Consider the following 23,613-nt stretch of genomic DNA (forward strand, 5'->3'; position numbering starts at 1 on the left):
CCCTCATCACGATCTCTCCATGCTCTTTGTGCTTGACACTCCCATGGGCACATGCTAATCTACGCCCGGGTTGCCCGGATATCAGTCCTCGCCGGGCACGCACCGACATCCCATGGAGGGCCGTCATCGTGAACATTCAGGCCATACGAGCGCTGTTTCCGGTCACCCAAAAGAAGGCGTACCTCAACCACGCGGCCGTGTCCCCCATGCCCAAGCCCGTCTACGACGCGATGCGTTCCTATCTGGACCAGCGGCTGCAGCAGGGCACGGCCTCATATGACGAGGAACACAACCCCCTGACGCAAGCGCGGGAACGTGCGGCGCAGCTCATCGGCGCCCGGCCGGAGGAGATCGCCATCACCCGCAACACATCCCATGGCATCATGCTGGTCGCTGAGGGGCTGGACTGGCGACCGGGCGATAATGTGGTGTGCGCGGAGACGGAGTTCCCCGCCACCGTGTATCCGTGGCGCAACCTGGAGGACCGCGGGGTGGAGATCCGCATCGTCCCGGCCCAGGGCCATCGCGTCCCCCTGGACGGGCTGCACGCCGCCATGGACCGGCGCACTCGCGTCGTGTCCATCAGCTTCGTCGAGTTCTTGACCGGATACCGCAACGATCTGGCGGCCATCGCCCAGATGTGCCGTGAGGTGGGAGCCTACCTGTGCGTTGATGCCATCCAGGGGCTTGGCGCTATCGATCTGAACGTGGAGGAGGCGGGCGTCGACTTTCTGTCCGCCGGGGGGTTCAAATGGCTGCTGGGCCCCACCGGAGCGGGCATCTTCTACTGCCGGCAGGAGCGCCTCAACGACCTGAGCCAGGCCATACTGGGCTTCGGCGGCGTGGATGCGGAGCCGGGGGACTACTTCCACTTCGATCTGCCGTGGAAGCAGGATGCCTCACGCTTTGAGGAGGGCGTCCTGGCCTTCAACAGCGTTACGGGCCTCGCCGCCAGCCTGAAGTTTATCCTCGACGTGGGGATCCCCCAGATCCAGGCTCGCGTGCTGGACCTGACCGGCTACCTGCTGGAGCAGCTTCAAGGGCGCCAGGTGGAGATCATCACCCCGCACGCACGACCGGGGGAGCGCTCCGGCATCGTCTCGTTCATCCCCAGGGGAGAGGACCCGGCCCTGCTGGTCGAGCGCATGGAGGAGGAGGACATCGTCGTCTCCCAGCGCGGCCCCGCCATCCGGGTGTCACCCCATTTCTACAACACCACCGAGGAGATCGATCGGGTTCTCGAGTTCATCCCATGACGTTCCCAAATCCCCAATCTTCATCCCAACACCCGCCTTCATTCCATTTCTCCATAGAGGCCACGGACGGCTCGGCCCGTGTCGGCGTCTTCCATACCCCTCACGGTCCTATCCACATGCCCTGCTTCGCGCCGGTGGGCACCCAGGCCACCGTGAAGACGGTCACCCCGCACGAGCTGGAGGCGCTCGGCGCCGAGCTGATCCTGGCCAATACGTATCATCTCTATCTGCGTCCCGGGGCCGAGCTCATCGCCCGTCTGGGTGGGCTGCACCGCTTCATGGCCTGGGACCATCCTATCCTCACCGACTCCGGTGGGTTTCAGATCTTCAGCCTGGCCCACATGCGACGGGTGGACGAGGACGGCGTCACGTTCCGGTCGCACATCGACGGCTCGGAACATCGCTTCACACCCGAACTGGCGATCCAGACCCAGGAGCTGCTGGGCGCCGACATCATCATGTGCCTGGACGAATGCCCCGACCCCAGGGATCGGGCCTATAATGAGGAGGCGCTGCGCCGCACCCACGCCTGGGCGGAGCGGTGCAAGGCCGCCCAGCGACGGAAGGACCAGGCGCTGTTCGGCATCGTCCAGGGCGGCATCTTCCCCGATCTGCGGGCGGAGAGCGCCCGATTCCTGAGCGCCCTGGACTTCCCCGGTTACGCCATCGGCGGGCTGTCCGTCGGCGAGACGAAGGAGGAGATGTACGCCACGCTGGACGCGCTGATGCCGCTTATGCCGACCGACCGGCCGCGCTATCTCATGGGCGTGGGCACGCCGGAGGACATCCTGGAGGCCGTGGCCCGGGGCATCGACCTGTTCGATTGCGTGCTGCCCACCCGGGTGGCCCGCAACGGGGGGCTGCTCACCCGACGGGGTCGGATCAACCTGCGCAGCGCCCGGTTCGCCGAGGACCCCGATCCCGTGGAGCCGGGCTGCACCTGTTACACCTGCCAACACTTCAGCCGGGCCTACCTGCGCCACCTGTTCAAGGCGGGCGAGGTCCTGGCCCTGCGGCTGGCCACCCTCCACAACCTGCACTTTATGCTCCGCCTGATGGACGACGTGCGTGCACACATCCGGGCGGGCACGTATTTGCAGTTCAAGGCGGAGTTCCTGGCTCACTACACCCTGCCCGATCAGGAGGCCCGACACGCGCAGTTGGAGCGTCGTCGGAAGGCCCTCAACCGGAGGACCTGAGGCCCTCTCCACCTCAGAAGCCACGAAAAGCCACGACAGGAGGCACGTTTGAACCCTTTTCAGGCATTGGTGCTCGGCATTCTGCAAGGTGCCACCGAATTCCTGCCCATCTCCAGCTCTGGACATCTGGTGCTCATCCCCTGGCTGCTGAACTGGCAACCATCCAGCCTGCTGTTCGATACGATGGTCCATTGGGGGACGCTGACAGCCGTCATCATCTACTTCTGGCATGACCTGCTGCGGCTGGTCATCGCTGGGGCCCGTGGCCTGTTCCGGAGATCCCTGGACGATCCCGACGCCCGCCTGGCGTGGGGGATCGTGGTCGGCACCATCCCGGCCGTGATCCTGGGCTACCTGTTTAAGGACCAGTTCGAGGCGCTGTTCCTGAACCCCCGGGCGGTCAGCGGGTTCCTACTGCTCACCGCCCTCGTGCTGTTCATATCCGAGCGGTGGAGCCGGCAACGCCGCCCGCTCCGGGAGGTGGGCCTGGCGGACGCGCTGCTCATCGGCCTAGCGCAGGCCACGGCCATCACCCCCGGGATCTCCCGCTCCGGCGCCACCATCGCGGCCGGGCTGGGCCGCGGGCTGCGCCGGGAGACGGCTGCCCATTACAGCTTCCTGCTCGCCACCCCGGCCCTGCTGGGCGCCGGCCTGCTCCAACTCGTCGAGGCCACCACCGCCGGCGAGCTAGGCGCGCAGGTAGGCACCCTGATCATCGGGTTCCTGACAGCCGCCATCACCGGCTACCTCTGCATCCGCTTCCTGCTGCGCTACTTACAACATGGGAAGCTCTACATATTCGCGGCCTACTGCGCCCTGGCCGGTTTGGGCGGCCTGACGCTTTCCTTCATCCGGGGCTGACCGCATATGTCCATCGGGCATAACCCAGGGAGGCAGACCACAGGAAAAGCCGGCGGCCGCTGGCTTACAGGCGGGATCATCTGGCTTGTCATCACGCTGATGACGGCGTGCAGCCCCGCGGCGGTCACGCCCACGCCTTCCACGCTGCACATCGCCGGGTCGGCCAGCATGGGACCACTGCTCCGAGACCTGGAGCAGGCCTTTTACGCGCAACACCCGGAGATCTACCTGGATATCCAGGAGGACAACACATCCCTGGGGCTGGCCCTGCTGGCCGATGGCGAAATCGACATGGCAGCGGCCTCATGGCTACCCGAAGAGCTACCGGAGACATGGATGGCGACCCCGATCGCCTGGGATGGGATCGCCGTCATCGTGTATCCGGACAATCCACTGGAGGAGCTGACTATGCTCCAGCTACGTCAGCTGTTCGCCGGGTGGGCCTTCCGTTGGGAGGACGTGGGAGCGCCGATGGGCACGCCGGATACGGAGGCGACGATCCATATCCTCAGCCGGGAGGACGGCTCCGGGACGAGAGCCATCTTCGAGGAGCGTGTGATGGGGGAGGAGCGGGTGACCCTGACGGCGCTGGTGATGCCCGGGGGCGACGCCGTCGTGGACTACGTCGCCGAGCATCCCCAGGCCATCGGATACGTCTCCATGGGACAGGTGGACGAGCGGGTCAAGATGTTGCGGATCGAGGGAATACGGCCGACCCCGGAGACGGTGAGCGATGGCAGTTACCACCTGGCCCGGCCGTTCTACCTCGTCACACGGGGGGAGCCCACCGGCCCCGGCAAACGCTTCATCGATTTCGTTTTGAGCCCGGCAGGGCAGACGATCGTAAGCAAACGCTACGGGCGCATTCGGTAGTATTGCGTGGTGCGTATTGCGTATTACGTGGTGCGTATTGCGTGGTGCGTTGATGGAGGAGCGATCACCGATGTCATTCGCCTTATCATCCATGTGGTCACAGCACAGGTTCGAAGATCTGCGGTCCCTGGCGCAGGCCGCCATGGCGCTGGGGTTCCCTTCATTGGAGATCAGCCACATCGTCACCCCGGACCAGGTGGCCGACCTCCGGCCGGGGGACATCCCCATCCTGTCCGTGCACTACCCGGCCCCCACCCGGCCATCACCCTATGGCCGCCCGGCCGACACCTTCCTCTCCTCCCCCGATGAGGAGAGGCGACAATGGGCCGTGGCTCAGGGCGAACGCTGTCTGCAATTTGCGGCCGAGATGGGCGCCCAGGCCGTGTGCGTACACCTGGGCACGGTCGACATGCCCACCCACTGGGAGTGGGCGCTGGAACAGCGCTATCTGGGAGGGCAAAGCCAATCCCCTCTCTACACGAAACTCCGTGATCACATCATCGCTGAGCGCGCCGAGCGCGCCCCCGCCTATCTGGACGCGACCCGTCGCAGCCTGGATGCGCTGGCGAAGATCGCACAGCGCCTGGGGGTGCGCATCGGGATCGAGTCTCGCCGTCACTATCGGGAGATCCCTATCCTGGACGACCTGGCTATTTTGCTACGCGAACACGACCCCGACCTCGTGGGATTGTGGTATGATATGGGCCACGTACAGGTGCTGGCCAACCTGGGCTTCCACCGACACCAGGACTGGCTGGACGTCTTCGCCGACCGGATCGTGGGGGTACACCTGCACGACGTGATCGGCCTGCGAGATCACCTGCTGCCCGGGCTGGGCGAGCTGGATTTCGCCCACATCGCCCGCCATCTGCCCAACACAGCCGTACGCACTCTGGAGCTGGACTGGTACTATGAAGGCGAGGAATTGCAGGAAGGCCTGATGCACGTCCGGGCGGCCGGCTGCATTCCGGAGGAGTCCATCACCTCATGAGCGACGATTCGCCGCGCCTGGCGTGCCTGCTGGCGCCGCAACGCAATCCGCAATACGCCGACCTGGTCGCACAGCTGGCGCTGCCGGAGCTGGAGATGAGCCCTCTGGGCCCGCTGATCGAGCGGGCGGAGCGCCGGGAGATCGCCGGGGTGCCGTTCCTGGTGCTCTCCCTACGCGATACCCCAGATCCTGATCGATTATCCTGCCTGGGCGAGATGTCCATGACCCAGGGGTTCTTCTGGCTGGAGGAGGAGCTCGGCGGGCTGAGCGGGCCATGGCTCCAGCCCATCGACGTGCCCACGCCCGTTGGCCTCCCCCCCACCCTGCTCTACGCCCGTCGCTATCGGGGCAAGACCAACGAGGATCTCACCCGCTTCCTGCTCAACGCGGCCCGCTTCGCGTCGGATTTCGCCCAGGCCCCGGGCCCGTTGGACGTACTGGATCCCCTGTGCGGCGGCGGCACGACGCTCTTCGCCGCTCTGGTCGCCGGCCACAACGCGTACGGCGTCGACCACACCCGCAACGACGTCGCCTCCACCGCCAGCTTTCTGCGCAACTTCCTGACCGAGGCCAGGATCCGCCATGAGATCCGAGAGGAGCGGCTGCGCAACCTAGGACGCCGCTGGACCTTCACCGTCGAGGGCCCCGCGGGCCCGCGGACCTGCGTGTTGGCCCACGGGGATACCACCGACGCGTCGGCGCTGCTGCCCGGTCTGCATCCACACCTGATCGTGGGCGACCTGCCCTACGGCATTCAGCACAAAGGGAGGGTGCTGGATCTGCTGAGCTCCGGGCTGCCCGTCTGGACGCGAATGCTCCGCCCGGGCGGCGGGCTGGCGTTGGCATGGGACGCCACGCGGCTCCCGAGGGAGGAGATGCTGGCGGCGGCGAGCCAGGCGGCGCCGGACATGGAGTTCCTAGACACGGCCCCATGGAACGGCCTGACGCACGCGGTGGATCGCGTGATCAAGCGGCGCGATGTACTGACAGGCCGTCGCCGCGGTCTACAGGCGGATGACAAGCATTGATATGCGAAAGCTCACTCTCGTGAGAGCGTGTCTGAAAATTTACCGGCAAGGTGCCTGAAGGTCTCCCTCAACGACCGGCTCCACAGGGGGAGGTGTGGAGGGGAAGTCCCCTCCACGGAAATCTCTCTTTTCCGGCCTGCACCTGCCTCTCTCGGCCCCTCCCGAAGGACCCAGGCCGAGGCCAGGCAGGTCGAAGGCAGGAGAGGGACTTTTTCCGGAGGGCCTCCTCATAGCGGAAGCAATGGCATGCCTCAGACACACTCTGAGACATTCGGCGCCGGAGATCGTTCCAGACGAAGCAGAACATTGATTCGGAGGGACAGCGGTGGAGATTGAGCGACTGTTCGGACGAACACGACGGGAGGTTGGCCAACAGCGCGAGCCGGCGGGGCAGACCTGGCTGCGTCGGGCTGGATATCTGCGCACGGGCCCAGGCGGCACGCTCACGTGGCTTCCTCTGGGCATGATCGCCCTGGACCGGCTACGTCGCCTGTGCGTGGACATCGTGTCCGACGCGCAACCCCTGGCGCGGCACGCCTCCGGCGCCGGAATCGCATCCTGGCTATGCGATCTGGCCGGCTCCGAGATACGCTCCTACCGCCAACTCCCCCAGCGGCTGCACTGGGATAAACAGCCCGATCTGGGGGTGCTGGCCTGGCTGGAGGCCACGGCGGAGGACCTGGAGGCGAGCACAACCGTCACATGGGAGGACTGGCGCGCCGTCTGGTCCCGCCTCAAACTCAACGCCGGGGAGATAAAGTCGACGCCCCGCGAGGGCGGCACGGCAAAAGCCTGGGCCATGCCCTGCGCCGATGGCCCCGACCGATGGCTCGCCTGCCCCGCGTGCGGACACGCCGGAGAGCCCGGCGCGCTGCGTCCCAAGATCGCTCCCCCGCCGCCGGAGCCGCCGCAGGAGGCCGAAGAGGTCGCCACCCCCGGCTGCGAGACCATCCAGGAGGTGGCCGACTTCCTGCATGTCCCCACATCCCACACGCTCAAGGCCGTCTTCTACGCCACCGCCGAGGGGCATATCATCTTCGCGGTGATCCGAGGCGACCTGGAGGTGGACCCGGGCAAGCTGGAGCGCGCCATCGGACGGCCGCTGCACCCGGCCACGCCGGAGGAGCTGGAGACAGCCGGAATCGTAGCGGGCTACGCATCCCCTGTCGAGCTGAGCCGGCGAGAGCACATCACCGTGATAGGCGATCCATCCATTCAGGCCGACGTGAACTTCGTGGCGGGGGCCAACCGCCCGGGATATCACCTGCGCGGCGTGCGCTACCCCAGGGACTTTCAGGTGGACATCCTGGCCGATCTGGTGCTGACGGAGCCGGGGGACGCCTGCCCCGCCTGTGATACGCCCCTGGAATCGACGGAGGGAGTGATCCTCGTCCATCTGGAGACCCTCTCCACCACACCGCAGGGGCCCACCTATCTGGACTCCGAGGGGCGCCCCCATCCGCTGCACATCGCGATCGCCCAGGTCGATCTGGGGCGGATCCTGATCGCCATAGCGGAGACGCACCACGACGACCACGGACTGATCCTGCCTGCGATCATCGCCCCGTACGACGTACACGTGGTCGTCCTGAACCCGGGACAGCCGGCGGTGGCGGCCGCCGCGGACGAGGTCGCGCAGGAGCTCGAGGAGAACGGGTGGCAGCCCTTGTGGGACCGCCGGGCGGAGAGCGCCGGCGTCAAGTTCACCGACGCCGACCTGATCGGGCTGCCCTGGCGTGTGACCGTCAGCCCTCGCAGCTTGAAGCAGGGCGGCGTGGAGATCAAAGCGCGCGCCAAGGCCGCTCGCGTGGTCGTCGCCATCGATGGGCTCGTAGACGCCCTATCCGAGATACCGGATGAGCCGCCATCTGACGGGCAATAGAAAAGGCGGACGACCCAAAGGCCGTCCGCCCGATCATTCCTGGTCGTGCACCCCCTGTCGAGCCGCGCACACCGGCTTGCAGGACTAGCCAGCTCTGGCCAGGCGCCCCCGCGGCACCCAGGGGTGACCGCTTACCGTTGCTTCCTTCCGGACCTGGCGGGGTTCGCGGGCCCCTGCTGCGCAGGACCCAGCCTTCAACACCGCTTGGCCCTGCAGTCCCGGCGCACGCTAGCCCTCGAGGGGGAATTCGACCCCGCTATAGCGGATTGCGGGTACAGGGCACCGCTAGCTCCCCGTCTAGCACGACCAGCCATATGGTAAATGAACCCATCTGCTTTGTCAAATAGGACTCCCCGTCCTAAAACGAGCCGGGCCCCAACAGCTGCCTCCACCGAACAGCATGAAAGGGACCCAATGACCTTTCATTCCTGGAAGTGGCAAGCACAGGATGGGGAGCCCTCCATAAGATCGGCTTCCACCTCCTCGGTCATACCGCCCGGCCGGAGCTTCAACGGCGGTCTGCGTCCCATCCGAGCCGTCTACAGGCGCTCAAGCCCGGCGATCTTCTCCGCCGCGTGGATCAGATCGTTGATGTTGTCGTGCAGCGGATGCTGGCGATCGAAATAATTCAATAGCTCCGTCGCCTCCTGGATGATCTCACGAGCCCGCTCCGGGGTGGGACCCGAGCGGATCTCCTCCCACAGGGCCACCCGCTTGGCCCTCGCCTCCTCGGCTGTCATCGAGGGCTTCGTGGCCTCAGCCGTCTCCGCCTGGTCCTGACCACGCCGGAGCAGCTTATCTAGGATCGACATATGCCACCTCCTCCCCACGGGGAGCCCGGCTCGTCTTGCCGTAACTAGTATAGCACAAAAAAAGGGGACGAGATATATCAATCTACCGAATTCGCCAGATATTCCATATTTAGATACGCGGCATGGGAACGGTGAGCGATCCTTCCCAGCGTCATCCGTGCGCAGAGGGGCATGTCCACACACGTGCGAGGGACAACAAAAAAGCCGCCGTCTCGGCGGCATCCAGGGGGAACCTATGGAGAACAGGCGGAGAGGGCGGGATTTGAACCCGCGAGGGCTTTCGCCCTACGCGCTCTCCAGGCGCGCGCACTAGGCCAGACTATGCGACCTCTCCACGGGCTCCATTATATCATCGAGCGAGGAATTGACCAAATCATACGCCCACGATGGGCCGGCTTCACGATTCCTCGCGACGATATTCCCTCCGCCCCGTCTATACACTTTGAACAAACAAAAAAAGACCCCAATCGGGGTCCCAGCTCAAACACAGGCGGAGAGGGCGGGATTTGAACCCGCGAGGGCTTTCGCCCTACGCGTTTTCGAGACGCGCGCACTCGGCCAGACTATGCGACCTCTCCACGGACACGAAAATTATAGCACATGACGCACGAGGAGGCAAAGCACCGCGCTGCGGATGCGAGTCCTCGATCCCGATTTCGGAGAGTCAGCTCAAGTCTGTGCCCGGCGCGTCATTCCCAAATATCCGCATATAATTTCGACCGTTACCGGCGCGACTCCTGCCCATCGATGGTGTTGTGTCGAATGGTGAGGTGTGATATCCTGGTGGATGGGCACAGAAGGCCCGTCATGACCACGGCGGAGAAACGCTCGCCAATTCGCTCGTTCTCTCGACAAGGCCACCCGGCCGAAGAAGGCGGAAAACGACCCGATCTCTTTAAAAGTGGGACTTCCCGAATCAAAAAGTTGTGGTATAATAGGCTTAGCGCTACCTTCCTCATCTAGCGTTCTAAGCACAACGATTCATCCTGCAGGTTGATAACTGACGCCCTTTGCGTATATCGTCTCGCCGTTACAGGAGGAGATCGTTTTGCGACACCCGCCCGATTACAGGAATGACACAAGCAGGACACATAGCAGCCACAGGATGACGGCGGGACATTTCGGTTACACGAACATCTCTTCAGTGTTCCATTGGCTCGGTCACCCGCCCCGGTGTGTCCTTTCCGAGTTCATTGAGATCTTGTTGCTCTCGTCTTGAGCCGTTCGTCACCCGGTTCGCGTTTGCCCTCGCCAGGCAAAGCGACAGACAGAAGGCAGTTCATCACTTAAAGCTAATAGCGCTCAACGGTGAGGACTTCCGGGGTTGAAAGCGCATTGCCGCCCCAGGCGGCGCGCCGTTCTTTTCTCTATGGCCCAGCTCACACGCATCACGGTGTGAGACGCATGGGACTTGATCGCTCGGCATGCCGATCAACCACAAACACAGAGGAGGCGAGTTCCGGCGCACACAGAACAGTCAGATCCGTGATTCGCTCCAACCACCCTGGAAGAGCCCACGCGGATTGGTGATCCCCAAAGGGAAGTCACGCGACGGACGCGTCTCGGATCATAGAGAGCAGGTCTCGCGGCGTGATCATGCGTGAGCTCATGAGCGCTTAGTTATCCAAAGTAACGCCTTATCGTTCCATACAGACCCAAGTACACCCTTATCACGTCAGGTGGCCAAGTTCCCTTGTCCGCCCAAGGAACCGGCTAATCATCACAAAGGAGGTGGCTAAATGCGGTTCCCTAAGTCGCTCATCGTCTTCAGCGTAGGTCTCGTCGTGGCATTAATTGTCACGAGCTGCGGTCCCGCGGTACCGCCGACGACGGAGGAGGAGGCCTTCCTGCTCGCTCTCCCCAGGCTGACGCTGACCTTTGACGCCGATGGCTATCCCAGCCTGGCGGGGTTGAATCTGGATGAGCTGAACCCGATACTCAAGCAGTATGCGGGCGTTGATCTGGAAGCTTCCCTCGCCACCATGCGGATCGATCCCTTCTGGGTCTCCTGGATGACGAACGCCAACGTCCAGCACATCGAGATCCAGTATGGCGCCGGCGGTGTCCTGCTCTTCGTGAACGGGAAGCTGCTCCCCCATCTGGCCTGGAGCGAGGAGAGCTTCGAGAACCTGGGCACCGTGGCGGAGACCTTCATGGGGCAGGTGCCGTGGACGGGTATGCTCAAGGCGTTCCTGCCGTTCGTGCGCCGCACGGGCATCGGCCTGGTGCTGATGTTCCCCAAGCAGGAAGGCGTCGCGGCGATCCCCGTGCGTGATCCGGGTGCTGTGCCCCAGGTGGCCGCGACCGAGATCACACCCTCCGTCATCGCCCGGGCCGAGATCGCCTACGACAACGACGGTGTGCCTTCCCTGCTGGGCATCTCCTCCCGTGACCTGAGCAACATGACGGGCATGGACCTGCGCATGGTGGAGCTGCCCCCGGCCCTGATCGCGCAGATGAAGGCGCTCAACATCCAGCACATCGAGCTGCGGACCCGCAGCAACGGTATCTGGGTGTACATCAACGGCATGGAGCTGCCGCACCTCGCCTGGGATGATGTGCTGCTGACCGATACGGCCAGCCTGTACGCTCAGATGAACCCGGGTAGCCCGTTCATCGAGCTGGTGAACTTCCTGCTGCCGGCCCTGGCCCAGGCGGATGTGGATCTGCTGATCCGCTTCCCGGTGGCCGAGGGTGCCAAGGTCATTCCGGCGGAGATGCACATCTAATGCGCACAAGCCTTAGGGCTCCGGCCACGCGGCCGGAGCCCTGGCTTTGCCGCCGACATGCCATCCGTCCGCCTTCAGCCCCAGCTTAGAAAGGAGCACGGCTAGTGGAGAGGAGTTCTTCGGGACTGCGCGTGATAGCCACTATCTTCAAGGTTCTTGCGTGGGTGCTCTTGGCGGTCGGGATCATCGCTACCGTCGTATTATACGGGGTCATCGGGCGGTTCACCGCCTATGCCCCGGACGCGCTGGCCAGCGCGGGTAGGCTGGTAGCCTTCTTGCCCATCATCACGGGCATCTTGTACTTCCTCTTCTTCTTCATCACCAGCAACGTCATCACCCTGTTGCTGCAAATCGAAGAGAACGTACGCACCGCCTCTCAGCACTTGACGCAACGCTGAAATCAAGGCAGTTCCCGATCGCGGCATACCCTGTGCGTGCCGAGCGCAACAAACCCCGACCTTCAGGTGACGGAGGTCGGGGTTTGACTTTCCCCGGGCACGAGGGACGGCCCGGCCCCCAAGAGAACAGCCGACGATGCCCATCGCAAGCCCCCAAAGCTTCCCCACCTGAATCGTTTGTCAAATCATGACGCCGGTGGTAAAATCAGCCGACCGTGATACCAGGGACGCGCCCGCAGGCCACCACCGCCGCGGGCCTTCATTTGAGAGGGACGATTGACTCGTATCCGTTTGCCAGGGTTGATCGACGTACACGTCCACCTGCGAGAGCCCGGATTCACGCACAAGGAGGACTTCCTCAGCGGCACCCAGGCCGCTCTCGCCGGGGGCATTGTGACCGTTCTAGACATGCCCAACACATCGCCCCCCACGATCACCCCAGAGGCCCTGCTGGCCAAGGCCCGACTCGCCGCCGCCAAAGCGGTCAGCGACGTCGGGCTTTTTGTGGGGGCCACGGATACGGATGGATACGTCCCCTGTGCCCCACGAGCGGCAGGACTGAAGGTGTACGTGAACGAGACCTTCGGCTCGCTGCGCATCGACTCGCTGCCGACCCTCATGCGCATCTTCCGCCAGTGGCCAGGCCCCGGCCCCATCACCGTCCATGCAGAGGGGATCGCCCTGGCAGCGTGTCTGACGTTGACCCGGTTATACGACCAGCGCCTGCACGTCTGCCACGTCGCCCACGCGGCGGACATTCGCCTGATCGCACAGGCCAAAGCCAAGGGCGCCCAGGTCACCTGCGAGGTCACCCCACATCACCTGTTCCTGACTCAGGAGGATCTGCCGCGCCTGGGCCCCCTGGGCGATATGCGGCCCCGACTGGGCACATCGGCCGACCGGGACGCGCTGTGGGAACACCTGGACATCATCGACTGCTTTGCCACCGATCACGCGCCGCACACGCTGGAGGAGAAGCGAGGGGAGTCGCCGCCCCCCGGCGTCCCGGGGCTGGAGACGATGCTGCCGCTCCTGCTCACCGCCGCCCACGAGGGGCGCCTGACCCTCGACGGGATCGTCGAGCGCCTGCACCACAACCCGGCACGGATCTTCGGCATCCCCCTGGACCCGGAGACGTGGACGGAGGTCGACCTGGACGCCCGGTACACCCTCGGCGATTCTCCCCTACACACGCGCTGCGGATGGACCCCCTTCGCGGGCATGTCCGTCACGGGCCGGGTGACCCGGGTCGCCCTGCGCAACGAGATCGTCTTCCAGGATGGTGTCGTGTTGGCCCAGCCGGGCACCGGGCGCGTGCTGTTCGGGGCCACGGAGGCGACCGCCAATCCGACGGGTTAGCAGAGGAGGCTTGTTATGAACGCACATGCTGACGTTCCCCAGTCCGACCTGAGCTACGCCATGGCGAAGGCTCGTCCTGCGGATTATACTGAGAACGGTTTCTACGGGCGGGACATCCTCTCCGTCCGCCAGTTCAACCGGGAAAACCTGAAATACATCTTTCGCGTCGCCGAGGAGATGCGCTCCATGGTCGAGCGCTTCGGATCGGCCGACCTGCTGCAGGGCAAGGTGCTGGCCAACCTCTTCTACGAGCCCAGCACCCGTACCTCATCCTCGTTCAGCGCGGCCATGCAGCGATTGGGCGGACGGGTCATCGCCATCAACGAGGTGGTCTACTCATCGGTCAGCAAAGGGGAATCCCTGCCCGACACGGTTCGCACCCTGGAGTGCTACGCCGACGTGATCGTGCTGCGGCACCCGGAGGTAGGCGCCGCCGCCACCGCAGCCCGTTACACGCGCAAGCCCATCATCAACGCGGGCGACGGCGTGGGAGAGCACCCCACACAGGCCCTGCTCGATCTGTTCACCATCCAGGAGGAGCTGGGACGGATCGACGGACTGAAGGTGGCCATGGTGGGCGACCTGAAATACGGTCGTACGGTGCACTCCCTAACCCGGCTGCTCTGCCTGTACGACGTGGATCTGTACTTCGTCTCCCCGGACATCCTTGCGATGCCACAGGAGATCCTGCAGGAGGTGCAGGAGGTCGGACTGGATTACATGGAGACCCAGGATATCCACGATGTGATCCAGGACGTGGATGTACTGTACGTCACCCGGGTGCAAAGGGAGCGATTCACCGATCTCTCCCAGTACGAGGCGGTGAAGGACTACTACATCGTCGATCCGGAGCTGATGGCCCTGGCCAAGGAGGAGATGATCATCATGCACCCGTTCCCCCGCGTGGGGGAGATCAGTTACGCGGTGGACAGCGATCCACGCGCCGCGTACTTCCGACAGATGGTCAACGGCATGTATATCCGCATGGCGCTATTGGCCGCCGTGCTGGGTAAGGCTTAAATCATCACTACCTAACAACCCTTTTCGGACGAGGTGGAACCGATGAGCAAGAAGACACTGGGTATCTTAACCGGCGGGGGTGACGTCCCCGGGCTCAATCCGTGTATGAAGGCTGTGGTTCTGCGAGCGCTGGAAGCGGATTATCGAGTCCTCGGCATTCGCCGTGGCTGGGCGGGACTGCTTTATTACAACCTGGACGAGCCTTCCACACATGACTACTATGTGCGGGAGCTCCACCGCCACGACGTGCGCACCATCGATCGCACGGGCGGCACCTTCCTCCACACATCCCGAACCAATCCGCAGAAGGTCAAGCCCAAGGCCACCCCGGGCTTCCTGCGGAACTCCTCCTGGGGCAAGCCGGTGGACGACGAAGGGACCATGGATTACACCGACTACGTGCTCAAGGTCATCGAACACCTGGGCATCGATGTGCTGATCACCATCGGCGGCGACGATACGCTCAGCTACACGGCGCGCCTGGATAAGGAGGGCGTGCCGGCTGTGGCCATCCCCAAGACGATGGATAACGACGTCTTCGGCACCGACTACTGCATCGGGTTCTCCACCGCGGTCACCCGCAGCGTGGAGATGATCACGAACATGCGCACGTCCGTGGGATCCCACGAGCGCATCGGCGTCGTGGAGCTGTTCGGGCGCAATTCCGGGGAGACCAGCCTGATCAGCGCCTACCTGGCCGACGTGGATCGCGCCATCATCTCCGAGGTGCCCTTCGACATCGAGAAGCTCTGTGACTTCCTGCTGGAGGACAAGCGCAACAACCCGTCCAACTACGCCATCATGACCATCTCCGAGGGCGCCGTGATGGAGGGCGGCGAGGTCATCGAGCGCGGCGAGGAGGATGCCTACGGCCATCGCAAGCTGGGCGGCATCGGCCTGGTCGTCGCCGAGGAGATCAAGCGCCGAACCGGCCAGAACATCATGTATCAGCAGCTCGGCTACCTGATGCGCTCCGGCGCGCCGGACTCTCTGGACCGCATGGTGGCGCTGTCCTTCGGCAACCTGGCCATGCAGCTGGTCCTGCAGGGAGAGACCGGCAAGATGGTGGCGCTGCAGGGCGGCAAATACACCACCGTGCCCATCGAGTACATCATGTCGGGCGTCAAGCGCGTGGATGTAGAGAACCTGTACGATGTCGAGAATTACCGGCCCAGGATCCACAACGTCCTGGGGATGCCCATGTTCCTGTATTAAAGGCGAGCGAGGGGGACATCCCTTTGTCACCTTCCAGGAAAGGCTATCCTTACAATTGACAAGGGGCCGGGGAGATCGATTTCCCCGGCCCTTCGCACAACAGCTTGACGTATCTCTGAATGCTCATCTTCATGCTCTTCTTGGTGTCTTAGCGACTTCGTGGTGTGTTTTTCAGACATATTCTCAGACACGTCCTTGGACACAGGGGGGCTCGTGTCACAGACATTCTTCGATAAACTAGCAGAGGTGGCCCGACGCAGGCAATCCCTGCTTTGCGTCGGGTTGGATCCCAACCCGGCCTATCTCCCCAGCCGCTTCCGGGATGCGGTCGATCCGATCCTGGCGTGGAACTGGGAGATCATCAGCGTCACGGCGGACATCGCCTGCTGCTACAAGCCCAATATCGCCTTCTACGAGGCACTGGACGACGGGATGGAGACGCTGCGCAAGACGCTGGCCGCGATCCCCGAGGAGGTCCCGGTGCTCCTGGACGCCAAGCGGGGGGACATCGGGTCCACCGCCGAGGCCTACGCCCGGGCCGCCTTCGAGCGCCTGGGCGTCGACGCGATCACCGTCAACCCGTATCTGGGCGAGGACGGCGTGCGCCCCTTCTCCCGCTACGCCGATCGAGGCGTGTTCGTCCTCTGCCATACCTCCAACCCCGGAGCGGCCGACCTGCAGACGCTGCCGGTGGACGGCCGCCCCCTCTACCTGCACGTGGCCGAGCGCGCGCCGCACTGGACCGATCACGACAACATCGGGCTGGTGGTGGGAGCCACATATCCACAGGCGCTGGCGGCCGTGCGCGCGGTCGCCCCGGAGACGTGGCTGCTGGTACCCGGCGTGGGCGCCCAAGGCGGCGATCTGGAGGCTGCCCTGCGCGCCGCCCTGCGGCCGGATGGGCTCGGCGTGATCATCAACGTGTCCCGCGGCATCGCCCGGGCGGACAACCCACGAGAGGCCGCGCTGGACCTCTACGATGCCATCAACGCCGCCCGAAAGGCGGTATCCGCATCGCCTTCAGGCCGGACGCAGGCCGCCCTACGCCCGCTGATCCTGCGCCTGCACGATCTGGGAGCGATCCGGTTCGGCCAGTTCACGCTGGCCTCCGGGCGGACTTCCCCCATCTACATCGATCTGCGGCTGCTGGTGAGCGATGCCGGCGCGCTGCGCATGGCCGCGCAGGCCTACGCCGATCGACTGCGGGGCCTCCGCTTCGATCGACTGGCGGGCGTGCCCTACGGAGCGCTCCCCATCGCCACCGTCGTCGGCCAGCTGCTCGGCCGCCCCCTCATCTACCCACGCAAGGAGGCCAAGCAGCACGGGCTGGGCCGCCGGATCGAGGGGACCTACGGGGCCGACGAGCGGGTCGTGATCATCGAGGATCTGATCACCAGCGGGGGCAGTGTGCTGGATGCGGTGAGGGCGCTGCGCGATGCGGGGCTTCAGGTCACCGACGCGGTGGTGCTCATCGATCGAGAGCAGGGCGGCGTGGAGAACCTGGCCGCGGCGGGAATCACCGCCCACGCGGTGATGCGTCTGAGCGACATGCTGACCGTGCTGGTGGAGGCCGGCCGCATCACCGCCGAGCAGGCGCAGGCGGTCCGGACCTATCTGGCGGAGAACCGGGGATGAGCGTAGACCTCAGCGTCGATCTGTGCGGCGTCCGGCTCCCGAACCCGATGATCCTGGCCTCCGGCATCCTGGGGACCAGCGCGGCGCTGATGGAGCGGGTGGGACGCGGCGGCGCGGGCGCCGTGACCAGCAAGTCGTGCAGCCCGCAGCCCCGAGAAGGGCACCCCAACCCGACGGTGATCAAATGGGGGCCGGGGTTCCTGAACGCGGTGGGGCTGGCCAACCCCGGCATGGAGGCCCAGGTCGAGATCCTGCGGGAGACGCGCTGTCGGCTGGCGGACACGGGCGTGGCCATCATCGGCAGCATCTTCGCCGAGACGGTGGAGGGCTTCGCCCGGGTGGCGGAGGCACTGAGCGCGGCGGAGCCCGACCTGCTGGAGGTGAATATCTCCTGCCCGAACGTGGCCCACGAGTTCGGGGCGCCCTTCGCGTCGGCGCCGGAGACGGCGGCCGCGGTCACCCGGGCGGTGAAGTCGGCCACGGACATCCCCATCATCGTCAAGCTCTCCCCCAATGTGACGGACATCGCCGTCATCGCCCGGGCGGTGGAGGAGGCGGGCGCCGACGCCATCGCCGCCATCAACACGGTATCCGGCATGGCCATCGATATCGAGGCCGCCCGGCCCATCCTGGCCAACCGGGAGGGCGGGGTGTCCGGCCCGGCCATCAAGCCCATCGCCGTCCGCTGCGTGTATCAGTGCTATCAGGCGGTCTCCATCCCCATCATCGGCATCGGCGGGGTGAGCAGCGGCGCCGATGCCATCGAGATGATCATGGCGGGCGCCCGTGCGGTGGGCGTGGGATCGGCCGTATTCTGGGGCGGCGTGGACACGCTGGGGCGGATCGCCCGGGAGGTGGCGGAGTTCATGGCTGGGCATGGCTACGCCCGGGTCAGCGACATGGAAGGGCTGGCCCATCGGCCATCGGCCCCAGCCCCCAACGCCGAGTAGCCTGCAGGGGTGCGGAAGTGAAGGGTCCAACCCAAAAGCCGGGGCGCCGGTCGATCCGATTGCGTGATTACGATTATGCCCAGCCCGGCGCGTATTTCATCACCGTCTGCGCCTATCAACGCCAATGCCTGTTTGGAGAGATTGTGGACGGGGAGATGCAATTGAACGAATGGGGACGCGTGATTCAGGCATGTTGGGAGGCGATTCCCGATCATTTCCCCAACGTGGAATTGGATGCCTTTGTGATCATGCCGAATCACATCCATGGCATCATCACCATCGTAGGGGCGACGCATGCGTCGATCACCGCCACGCGGGCCCAAACCGAGATCCATTGGTGCCATCATCGGGTCATTCAAATCCGCCGTCACCCGGCGGATCAACGCGCTGCGGGGGACGCCGGGCGCGCCCGTCTGGCAGCGCAACTATTACGAACACGTCATCCGGGATGAGCCGGCCCTCCACCACATCCGGGAATACATCGCCACCAATCCGGCACGATGGGCCATGGACCGGGAAAACCCCAACCGCCGAGGGCAGGACCCCTTCGATCGCTGGCTGGCAGGGCAAGGCAGGCTCTCCCCGGGCCACTGCCCAGCCCCACCCCACAGAGGGACGAATCGACTCCCACTTCCATACCCTGGCGGAGGCGAACGATGACGCTGCACCTGGATCGCTGCGCGCCGGACCTGCCCCGGGCGGCCCGGGTCACGGACACGTGGGAGGAAAACTACCGCACCCGTACCTTCGTGCTGGACTTGCGGTTGGAGGCCCGACCGGGCCAGTTCGTGATGGTCTGGCTGCCCGGCATCGAGGAACGCCCGCTGAGCCTCATCTCGGGCGATCCGGTGTCGTTCACCGTGGCCCGGGTGGGGCCGTTCACGACCGCGCTGCACCAACTCCGGACGGGCGATCGCCTGTGGGTGCGGGGGCCGTATGGCAACGGTTTTGAGATGCGTGGCCAACACCTGCTATGCGTGGGCGGCGGCTATGGCGTGGCGCCCATGCTCTTCGTGGCGCGAGAGGCGCTGGCCGCCAAGCGCCGGGTGACGGCCATCATCGGTGCCCGCACCGCCGACGATCTGCTGTTCCTCGACCGGTTCGCCGAACTGGGCTGTCCCGTGATCACGACCACGGACGACGGGTCGGCCGGGATCCATGGGCTGGCCACCGACGGCATCCGCCACGTGCTGGAACGGGAGCCGGTGGACGAGATCTACGCCTGCGGGCCGCGCCCCATGTTGGAAGCCATCCTGCAGCTGTGTCAGGCGAAGCGGCTGCCCTGTCAGTTGAGCTGGGAGAATAAGATGCGCTGCGCCATCGGCATCTGCGGCACGTGCGAGCTGGACGGCTGGCTGGTGTGCCGCGAGGGACCAGTGCAGCGCTGGGCGCCGGGAGTAGAGGCCGACTGAGCCGAGGACAGGACGATCGATAGGGCCTTCGTAACAGAAGGCGAATGACGAAGGACGGAGGATGAGCGAGCACCCCCGTGCCCCTAGTGCTTTTGGGACTTCGTGATGCCAGCCAATGGTGAGATGCCCTCACCGTAAGGAGAAAAGATCCAATGAACACGAAGACAGTAGCCGTTCTGGGGCTGAAATTGTTGATCCTGACCGCCCTGCTCTTCGTCCTCTTCTCGGTCAGCTCGCTGGTGGTCGGGCTGGAGGACACCGATCAAGCCGTCGACCAGACGAGCGCGGCGGCGGCCCTGCTGGTCGTCTGCGCGCTGCACACCGCTATCCTCAGCTACCTCATCCTCCGCTCCCGCTGGACCGGCTGGCGGCTGGTCGCGACGATCTTTGTCATCTACTACGGCGTGATGACGTTCCTGTCGCAGATCGAGACGGTGGTCTTCCTGAAGTATCTGGTGAGCATCATCCCGGCGGAGATGATCCCCAGGCTGTTCGCACAGGGGATCCTCATCGCGGCGCCGTTCTCGCCGTTGGCCGTCCTGATCCTCGGGAAGATGAAGGGCACCGAGATCCCGGAGGAGCCCGATCGACGCCTGGACATGCCCTGGACCGGATGGGGCTGGCGGCTGCTCCTGATCGGGGTCATCTACCTGGTGATCTACATCTCGTTCGGCATGTTCGTCTTCCGGCCGCTGGCGGGTGAGGCGTTCGACGAATACTACGCCAACCTCCAGATGCCCGCCTGGATCCTCCCGTTCCAGATCGTGCGCGGGATGGTCTGGGGCCTGCTGGCGCTGCTGATCGTCCGGATGCTGAGAGGCCCCTGGCGGCAGGCCGAGCTGGTCGTGGCGCTGTCGTTCTCGATCCTCATGGGCTCCCTCCTGCTGATCCCGTCGGGGATCATGCCGGACGTGATCCGACACGCCCATCTCGTCGAGGTCACCACCTCTAACTTCGCCTTCGGCTGGATCGCCGCCTGGCTGCTCCACATCCGCCAGAGGCCGCGCGCACAGGAGGAGATGGCGTGATCTCGGCCATCGTATTGGCCGCGGGGATGTCTCGCCGCATGGGGCGGCCCAAGCTGCTGCTCCCCCTCGGCGACGAGCTGGCAATCCAGCGCGTGGTGCGCACGGTGACGGGCTCCACCGTGGACGAGACCATCGTGGTCGTCGGGCATCGGCGGGCGGAGATGGAGGATGCACTCAAGCAGTTCCCCGCTCGCGTGGTGTATAATCCCGATTACGCGCAGGGCGAGATGTTGTCCTCCATCCAGACGGGACTGCGGGCCGCGTCCGCCCAGGCCACAGCCGCCCTCATCGTCCTGGGCGATCAGCCGGGGATCTCCACGGCGGTCATCGACCGGATCGTCACCGCGCTGCGGGCGCACGGTGACCAGATCTGTCTGCCCACCTATGGCGGTCGACGCGGCCATCCCATCGGCCTGCCGCGCCGGTTCTGGTCGGAGGTGCTGGCGCTGGGGTGGGACGCCAGCCTGCGCGATGTGATCCGGCGCCACCGGGAGGACATCATGGAAGTGGCCGTCCCCGACGAGGCCGTGCTCATAGATATGGACACGCCGGAGGACTACGAACGGGCTCTTGGACGACTGGAGTAGCAAGGAGAGCGGCGTCAGTAACAGATTCCGTCTTTCGTCCGTCGTTTTTGGTCTGTCGTCGTATTTTCTGAACCAGAGAACGGAGATTATGGAGACGCTCTATCGCAAGCTGGCGGAATTCCTGGAGCGTGGTGAGACAGTAGCCGTAGCCACCATCATCGAGGTGAAGGGCTCCGTGCCTCGCGAGGTGGGGGCCAAGATGATCATCCACCCGCTGGGGCAGCACGTGGGCACCGTGGGCGGCGGCTGCGGAGAGGCGGACGTCATCCGGACCGCGCTAGACGTGATCCGCACCGGCCAACCGACCACCGTGACGGTCGACCTCACCGAGGACATCTCACTGCAGAGCACGGGCGTGTGCGGCGGCATCATGCAGGTATACGTCGAGCGGTGGCGATCCGACGAGCCCCCCGCCGCCCGCCAGATCATCGACGCCATCCTGCACTCCATCGAGGAGCGGGAATCCGTGGCGCTGGTCACCGTGACGCAGGCGCCGCCGGAGCTGGCCGCAGTACACGGCCGCCATGCCGTCGTGTGGCTGGACCGCCCCCCATTGGGCGATCTGGGCCTGGGTGATCGAGAGGCACAGGCCTTGTCCGACGCACGAGAAGCGCTGAGCCAGCGCCAACACCGGATCCTGCGCTATCCGTCCCCGGACGGCGCATTGGAGCTGTTCGTCGAGGTGCAGCACCGCCCGCCGCGCCTTATCATCGTCGGCGCGGGACACATCGCTCAGCCGCTGGCACAACTGGGAAGCATGTGCGACTTCCGGGTCACCGTGCTGGACGATCGGCCGCAGTTCGCCCGGCCGGATCGCTTCCCCACGGCCGACGAGGTGATGGCCGCGCCGCTGCAGGAGACGATGCGGCGATGGGCCCAGGAGGGCCGCCTGGACCCGGACACCTACATCGTCCTGGTCACCCGGGGACATCAACACGACGTCGATTGCCTGTTGGAGGTGCTGGACGCCCCCGTCGCCTACCTGGGGATGATCGGCAGCCGCCGCCGTGTGCGCGCCGTGTTCCAACTGCTAAGCGAGGAGAAGGGGATCCCAGAGGAGAAGTTCGACCGGGTGTACGCCCCCATCGGGCTGGACATCAGCGCCCATACCCCGGCCGAGATCGCCGTGTCCATCATGGCGGAGATCATCAAAGTCCGACGTGGCGGTGGTACAGGGGCTTCTCTGTCCGAGCGCCGCCGCTCCTCCCAACAGTGAGCCTGGCCATTCGCTCATACTGGCATACGCGACGCTGTCGAGCGGCGAAAGGCGCTGCCTTCCGCCATCCACATCAAGATACAATCCCGTCCCTCAGCCCAGCCAATCCTCGATGGCCAACCCCGGTATTCGCTCAAAGTGGTGACGGTTGTGGGTGACCAACGGGATCCCATGCGCCAGAGCGATGCTGGCGATCCGAAGGTCCAGGTCGTTCAACCGCTTCCCGGTCCGCTCCAGTTCGGCCCTCAACAAGCCAAACCGACGGGCGGCCCCCTCATCGTAGGGGAGGATCGTGACGGCGGCAAGCAGCACATCTAAACGAGCCAGATTCTCCAGAGCTCGTGCCGACTTATGAGCTCCGTGGGTTAGCTCTCCCACACTGATCGCCGTCACCGCCAATTCCTCATCCGGCGTGATGTGGTCCCGTAAGTCCAATCGGCCGCGCAGCAGGGCCACACAGTGATCGCTGTCCAGGATCCTCACAGCGCGACCTCAGCCTGTGAACCTTGACGCTCCCGGTCGGCGTTGATCTCCTCAGCCAGGGCGGCCAGTTCTTCCTCATCGCGCCACAAACCAAATGCGGCCATGGCCGGGTGGGCTTCCCCGGCCTCGATCTGAGATAGAAGCTCCTTATCCTGGCCGAGGGCCAGAGCCAGTTGCCGGGCGGCTTGCGCAGAACGCTCCAGACGCTCCCACTCCGCTGCGCTGACCAAGACGGCCATCGGGCGCTTCCGCCGCTGGATCAAGAAGCGCTCCCCCGCCGCCGCCCGTGAGATCAAATCCGAAAAACGGCTCTTCGCCTCGGCGATACTGACGACTTTCATACCTCACCTCATCTCTCAAATTGGACAAAATGACCTGTTGGTGGCATCGTAACATAAAGCAGGCGAGCACGCAAGGCTTTGCATCCGAGATTCACCGGCACAGAAGCCTTACTTTTCAGCCTGGATGGTCTCCATAAATACGCGACCGTCACCTCAGCGCCCACCAAATGTCAGGTAAGATCCCGCCCGATAATGGAACATGAGCAGGGGAGGGGACGTCTCCAACTATGATGAAACGCCTTGGCACGTTCCACTATCTGCTCCTGTTGATCGGCGGGCTCGTAGTGGGTGCAGGGCTCCTCGTCGCCAGCATCCTGGCCGGGCTGCCCTCACCCGAA

The 23,613-nt window shown here is 64.8% G+C and carries 19 protein-coding genes, 2 tRNA genes, 1 other RNA gene and 3 pseudogenes; 19 read left to right on the forward strand and 6 right to left on the reverse strand.

Annotated features, from left to right (window positions below; translation table 11 throughout):
* The first annotated feature begins 128 nt into the window (after positions 1 to 128).
* The 7 genes from GXP39_01880 to GXP39_01910 all read left to right on the forward strand — a co-directional run bounded on the left by GXP39_01880 (position 129) and on the right by GXP39_01910 (position 8,090).
* Positions 129 to 1,256 carry an aminotransferase class V-fold PLP-dependent enzyme gene (locus GXP39_01880; GenBank protein NOZ26790.1) on the forward strand — a complete coding sequence of 376 codons (1,128 nt, stop codon included), beginning with the start codon at positions 129 to 131 and terminating at the stop codon, positions 1,254 to 1,256.
* Complete coding sequence (tgt, locus tag GXP39_01885) at positions 1,253 to 2,455, forward strand: tRNA guanosine(34) transglycosylase Tgt (protein NOZ26791.1); 1,203 nt, start codon at positions 1,253 to 1,255, stop codon at positions 2,453 to 2,455. The genes GXP39_01880 and tgt overlap by 4 nt, the downstream gene beginning before the upstream one ends.
* 48 nt (positions 2,456 to 2,503) lie before the next feature.
* Positions 2,504 to 3,316, forward strand: a complete 813-nt coding sequence (gene uppP / locus GXP39_01890; protein ID NOZ26792.1) for an undecaprenyl-diphosphatase UppP — start codon at positions 2,504 to 2,506, stop codon at positions 3,314 to 3,316.
* Between the two features lie 6 nt (positions 3,317 to 3,322).
* Positions 3,323 to 4,189: a phosphate ABC transporter substrate-binding protein gene (locus GXP39_01895; GenBank protein NOZ26793.1), complete on the forward strand. Its 867-nt coding sequence runs from the start codon at positions 3,323 to 3,325 to the stop codon at positions 4,187 to 4,189.
* Positions 4,190 to 4,259: 70 nt separating this feature from the next.
* Entirely contained in the window at positions 4,260 to 5,180 is a 921-nt protein-coding gene (locus tag GXP39_01900) for a sugar phosphate isomerase/epimerase (protein NOZ26794.1), read from the forward strand.
* Positions 5,177 to 6,208 carry a hypothetical protein gene (locus GXP39_01905; GenBank protein NOZ26795.1) on the forward strand — a complete coding sequence of 344 codons (1,032 nt, stop codon included), beginning with the start codon at positions 5,177 to 5,179 and terminating at the stop codon, positions 6,206 to 6,208. Before GXP39_01900 ends, GXP39_01905 begins: the two co-directional genes overlap by 4 nt.
* A gap of 325 nt (positions 6,209 to 6,533) precedes the next feature.
* Positions 6,534 to 8,090, forward strand: a complete 1,557-nt coding sequence (locus GXP39_01910; protein NOZ26796.1) for a hypothetical protein — start codon at positions 6,534 to 6,536, stop codon at positions 8,088 to 8,090.
* Between the two features lie 43 nt (positions 8,091 to 8,133).
* On the opposite strand, the gene ffs is transcribed toward GXP39_01910, so the two are convergent.
* The 4 genes from ffs to GXP39_01930 form a co-directional block, all read right to left on the reverse strand.
* Positions 8,134 to 8,396, reverse strand: an RNA gene (ffs, locus tag GXP39_01915) — signal recognition particle sRNA large type.
* Positions 8,397 to 8,629: 233 nt separating this feature from the next.
* Positions 8,630 to 8,902 carry a hypothetical protein gene (locus tag GXP39_01920; GenBank protein NOZ26797.1) on the reverse strand — a complete coding sequence of 91 codons (273 nt, stop codon included), beginning with the start codon at positions 8,900 to 8,902 and terminating at the stop codon, positions 8,630 to 8,632.
* Positions 8,903 to 9,149: 247 nt separating this feature from the next.
* Positions 9,150 to 9,236 (reverse strand) — tRNA-Ser (locus GXP39_01925).
* A 157-nt stretch (positions 9,237 to 9,393) separates the two neighbouring features.
* Positions 9,394 to 9,480: transfer RNA gene (locus GXP39_01930), tRNA-Ser, on the reverse strand.
* Between the two features lie 1,161 nt (positions 9,481 to 10,641).
* On the opposite strand from GXP39_01930, the gene GXP39_01935 reads away from it, so the two are divergent.
* From GXP39_01935 to GXP39_01990, 12 genes and pseudogenes are all read left to right on the forward strand, one after another.
* Complete coding sequence (locus GXP39_01935) at positions 10,642 to 11,631, forward strand: hypothetical protein (protein ID NOZ26798.1); 990 nt, start codon at positions 10,642 to 10,644, stop codon at positions 11,629 to 11,631.
* 104 nt (positions 11,632 to 11,735) lie between these two features.
* Complete coding sequence (locus GXP39_01940) at positions 11,736 to 12,029, forward strand: hypothetical protein (GenBank protein ID NOZ26799.1); 294 nt, start codon at positions 11,736 to 11,738, stop codon at positions 12,027 to 12,029.
* A 276-nt stretch (positions 12,030 to 12,305) separates the two neighbouring features.
* Positions 12,306 to 12,455: pseudogene (locus GXP39_01945) on the forward strand (amidohydrolase family protein).
* A 993-nt stretch (positions 12,456 to 13,448) separates the two neighbouring features.
* Positions 13,449 to 14,408 carry an aspartate carbamoyltransferase gene (gene pyrB, locus GXP39_01950; GenBank protein NOZ26800.1) on the forward strand — a complete coding sequence of 320 codons (960 nt, stop codon included), beginning with the start codon at positions 13,449 to 13,451 and terminating at the stop codon, positions 14,406 to 14,408.
* A gap of 42 nt (positions 14,409 to 14,450) precedes the next feature.
* A complete protein-coding gene (locus GXP39_01955) occupies positions 14,451 to 15,623 on the forward strand; it encodes an ATP-dependent 6-phosphofructokinase (GenBank protein ID NOZ26801.1) in 1,173 nt (390 codons plus the stop codon).
* Positions 15,624 to 15,836: 213 nt separating this feature from the next.
* Positions 15,837 to 17,258, forward strand: coding sequence for an orotidine-5'-phosphate decarboxylase (gene pyrF / locus GXP39_01960; protein NOZ26802.1), 1,422 nt, complete (start codon positions 15,837 to 15,839; stop codon positions 17,256 to 17,258).
* Positions 17,255 to 18,208: a dihydroorotate dehydrogenase gene (locus tag GXP39_01965; protein ID NOZ26803.1), complete on the forward strand. Its 954-nt coding sequence runs from the start codon at positions 17,255 to 17,257 to the stop codon at positions 18,206 to 18,208. Before pyrF ends, GXP39_01965 begins: the two co-directional genes overlap by 4 nt.
* A 17-nt stretch (positions 18,209 to 18,225) precedes the next feature.
* Positions 18,226 to 18,733, forward strand: a pseudogene (locus tag GXP39_01970) (transposase).
* Positions 18,734 to 18,864: 131 nt separating this feature from the next.
* Positions 18,865 to 19,620 carry a dihydroorotate dehydrogenase electron transfer subunit gene (locus GXP39_01975; protein NOZ26804.1) on the forward strand — a complete coding sequence of 252 codons (756 nt, stop codon included), beginning with the start codon at positions 18,865 to 18,867 and terminating at the stop codon, positions 19,618 to 19,620.
* A gap of 152 nt (positions 19,621 to 19,772) precedes the next feature.
* Positions 19,773 to 20,648: a hypothetical protein gene (locus tag GXP39_01980; GenBank protein ID NOZ26805.1), complete on the forward strand. Its 876-nt coding sequence runs from the start codon at positions 19,773 to 19,775 to the stop codon at positions 20,646 to 20,648.
* Positions 20,645 to 21,235 carry a nucleotidyltransferase family protein gene (locus GXP39_01985; protein NOZ26806.1) on the forward strand — a complete coding sequence of 197 codons (591 nt, stop codon included), beginning with the start codon at positions 20,645 to 20,647 and terminating at the stop codon, positions 21,233 to 21,235. The genes GXP39_01980 and GXP39_01985 overlap by 4 nt, the downstream gene beginning before the upstream one ends.
* Before the next feature lie 88 nt (positions 21,236 to 21,323).
* Positions 21,324 to 22,451, forward strand: coding sequence for an XdhC family protein (locus GXP39_01990; GenBank protein ID NOZ26807.1), 1,128 nt, complete (start codon positions 21,324 to 21,326; stop codon positions 22,449 to 22,451).
* Positions 22,452 to 22,544: 93 nt separating this feature from the next.
* Here the strand turns inward: GXP39_01990 and GXP39_01995 are convergent, their stop codons facing one another.
* Both GXP39_01995 and GXP39_02000 read right to left on the reverse strand, forming a co-directional pair.
* Positions 22,545 to 22,934 (reverse strand): type II toxin-antitoxin system VapC family toxin, encoded by a 390-nt coding sequence (locus GXP39_01995; GenBank protein ID NOZ26808.1) that lies wholly within the window; start codon positions 22,932 to 22,934, stop codon positions 22,545 to 22,547.
* Positions 22,931 to 23,275: pseudogene (locus GXP39_02000) on the reverse strand (type II toxin-antitoxin system Phd/YefM family antitoxin). Before GXP39_02000 ends, GXP39_01995 begins: the two are co-directional and overlap by 4 nt.
* Between the last annotated feature and the right edge of the window lie 338 nt (positions 23,276 to 23,613).

It is taken from the genome of Chloroflexota bacterium, assembly GCA_013152435.1.
GTDB lineage: Bacteria > Chloroflexota > Anaerolineae > DUEN01 > DUEN01 > DUEN01.

Coding starts and splice junctions, on each gene's coding strand:
- tgt (NOZ26791.1), top strand. CDS start 1,253: ATGACGTTCCCAAATCCCCAATCTTCATCCCAACACCCGCCTTCATTC.
- GXP39_01895 (NOZ26793.1), top strand. CDS start 3,323: ATGTCCATCGGGCATAACCCAGGGAGGCAGACCACAGGAAAAGCCGGC.
- GXP39_01900 (NOZ26794.1), top strand. CDS start 4,260: ATGTCATTCGCCTTATCATCCATGTGGTCACAGCACAGGTTCGAAGAT.
- GXP39_01905 (NOZ26795.1), top strand. CDS start 5,177: ATGAGCGACGATTCGCCGCGCCTGGCGTGCCTGCTGGCGCCGCAACGC.
- GXP39_01920 (NOZ26797.1), bottom strand. CDS start 8,902: ATGTCGATCCTAGATAAGCTGCTCCGGCGTGGTCAGGACCAGGCGGAG.
- GXP39_01935 (NOZ26798.1), top strand. CDS start 10,642: ATGCGGTTCCCTAAGTCGCTCATCGTCTTCAGCGTAGGTCTCGTCGTG.
- pyrB (NOZ26800.1), top strand. CDS start 13,449: ATGGCGAAGGCTCGTCCTGCGGATTATACTGAGAACGGTTTCTACGGG.
- GXP39_01955 (NOZ26801.1), top strand. CDS start 14,451: ATGAGCAAGAAGACACTGGGTATCTTAACCGGCGGGGGTGACGTCCCC.
- GXP39_01965 (NOZ26803.1), top strand. CDS start 17,255: ATGAGCGTAGACCTCAGCGTCGATCTGTGCGGCGTCCGGCTCCCGAAC.
- GXP39_01975 (NOZ26804.1), top strand. CDS start 18,865: ATGACGCTGCACCTGGATCGCTGCGCGCCGGACCTGCCCCGGGCGGCC.
- GXP39_01980 (NOZ26805.1), top strand. CDS start 19,773: ATGAACACGAAGACAGTAGCCGTTCTGGGGCTGAAATTGTTGATCCTG.
- GXP39_01990 (NOZ26807.1), top strand. CDS start 21,324: ATGGAGACGCTCTATCGCAAGCTGGCGGAATTCCTGGAGCGTGGTGAG.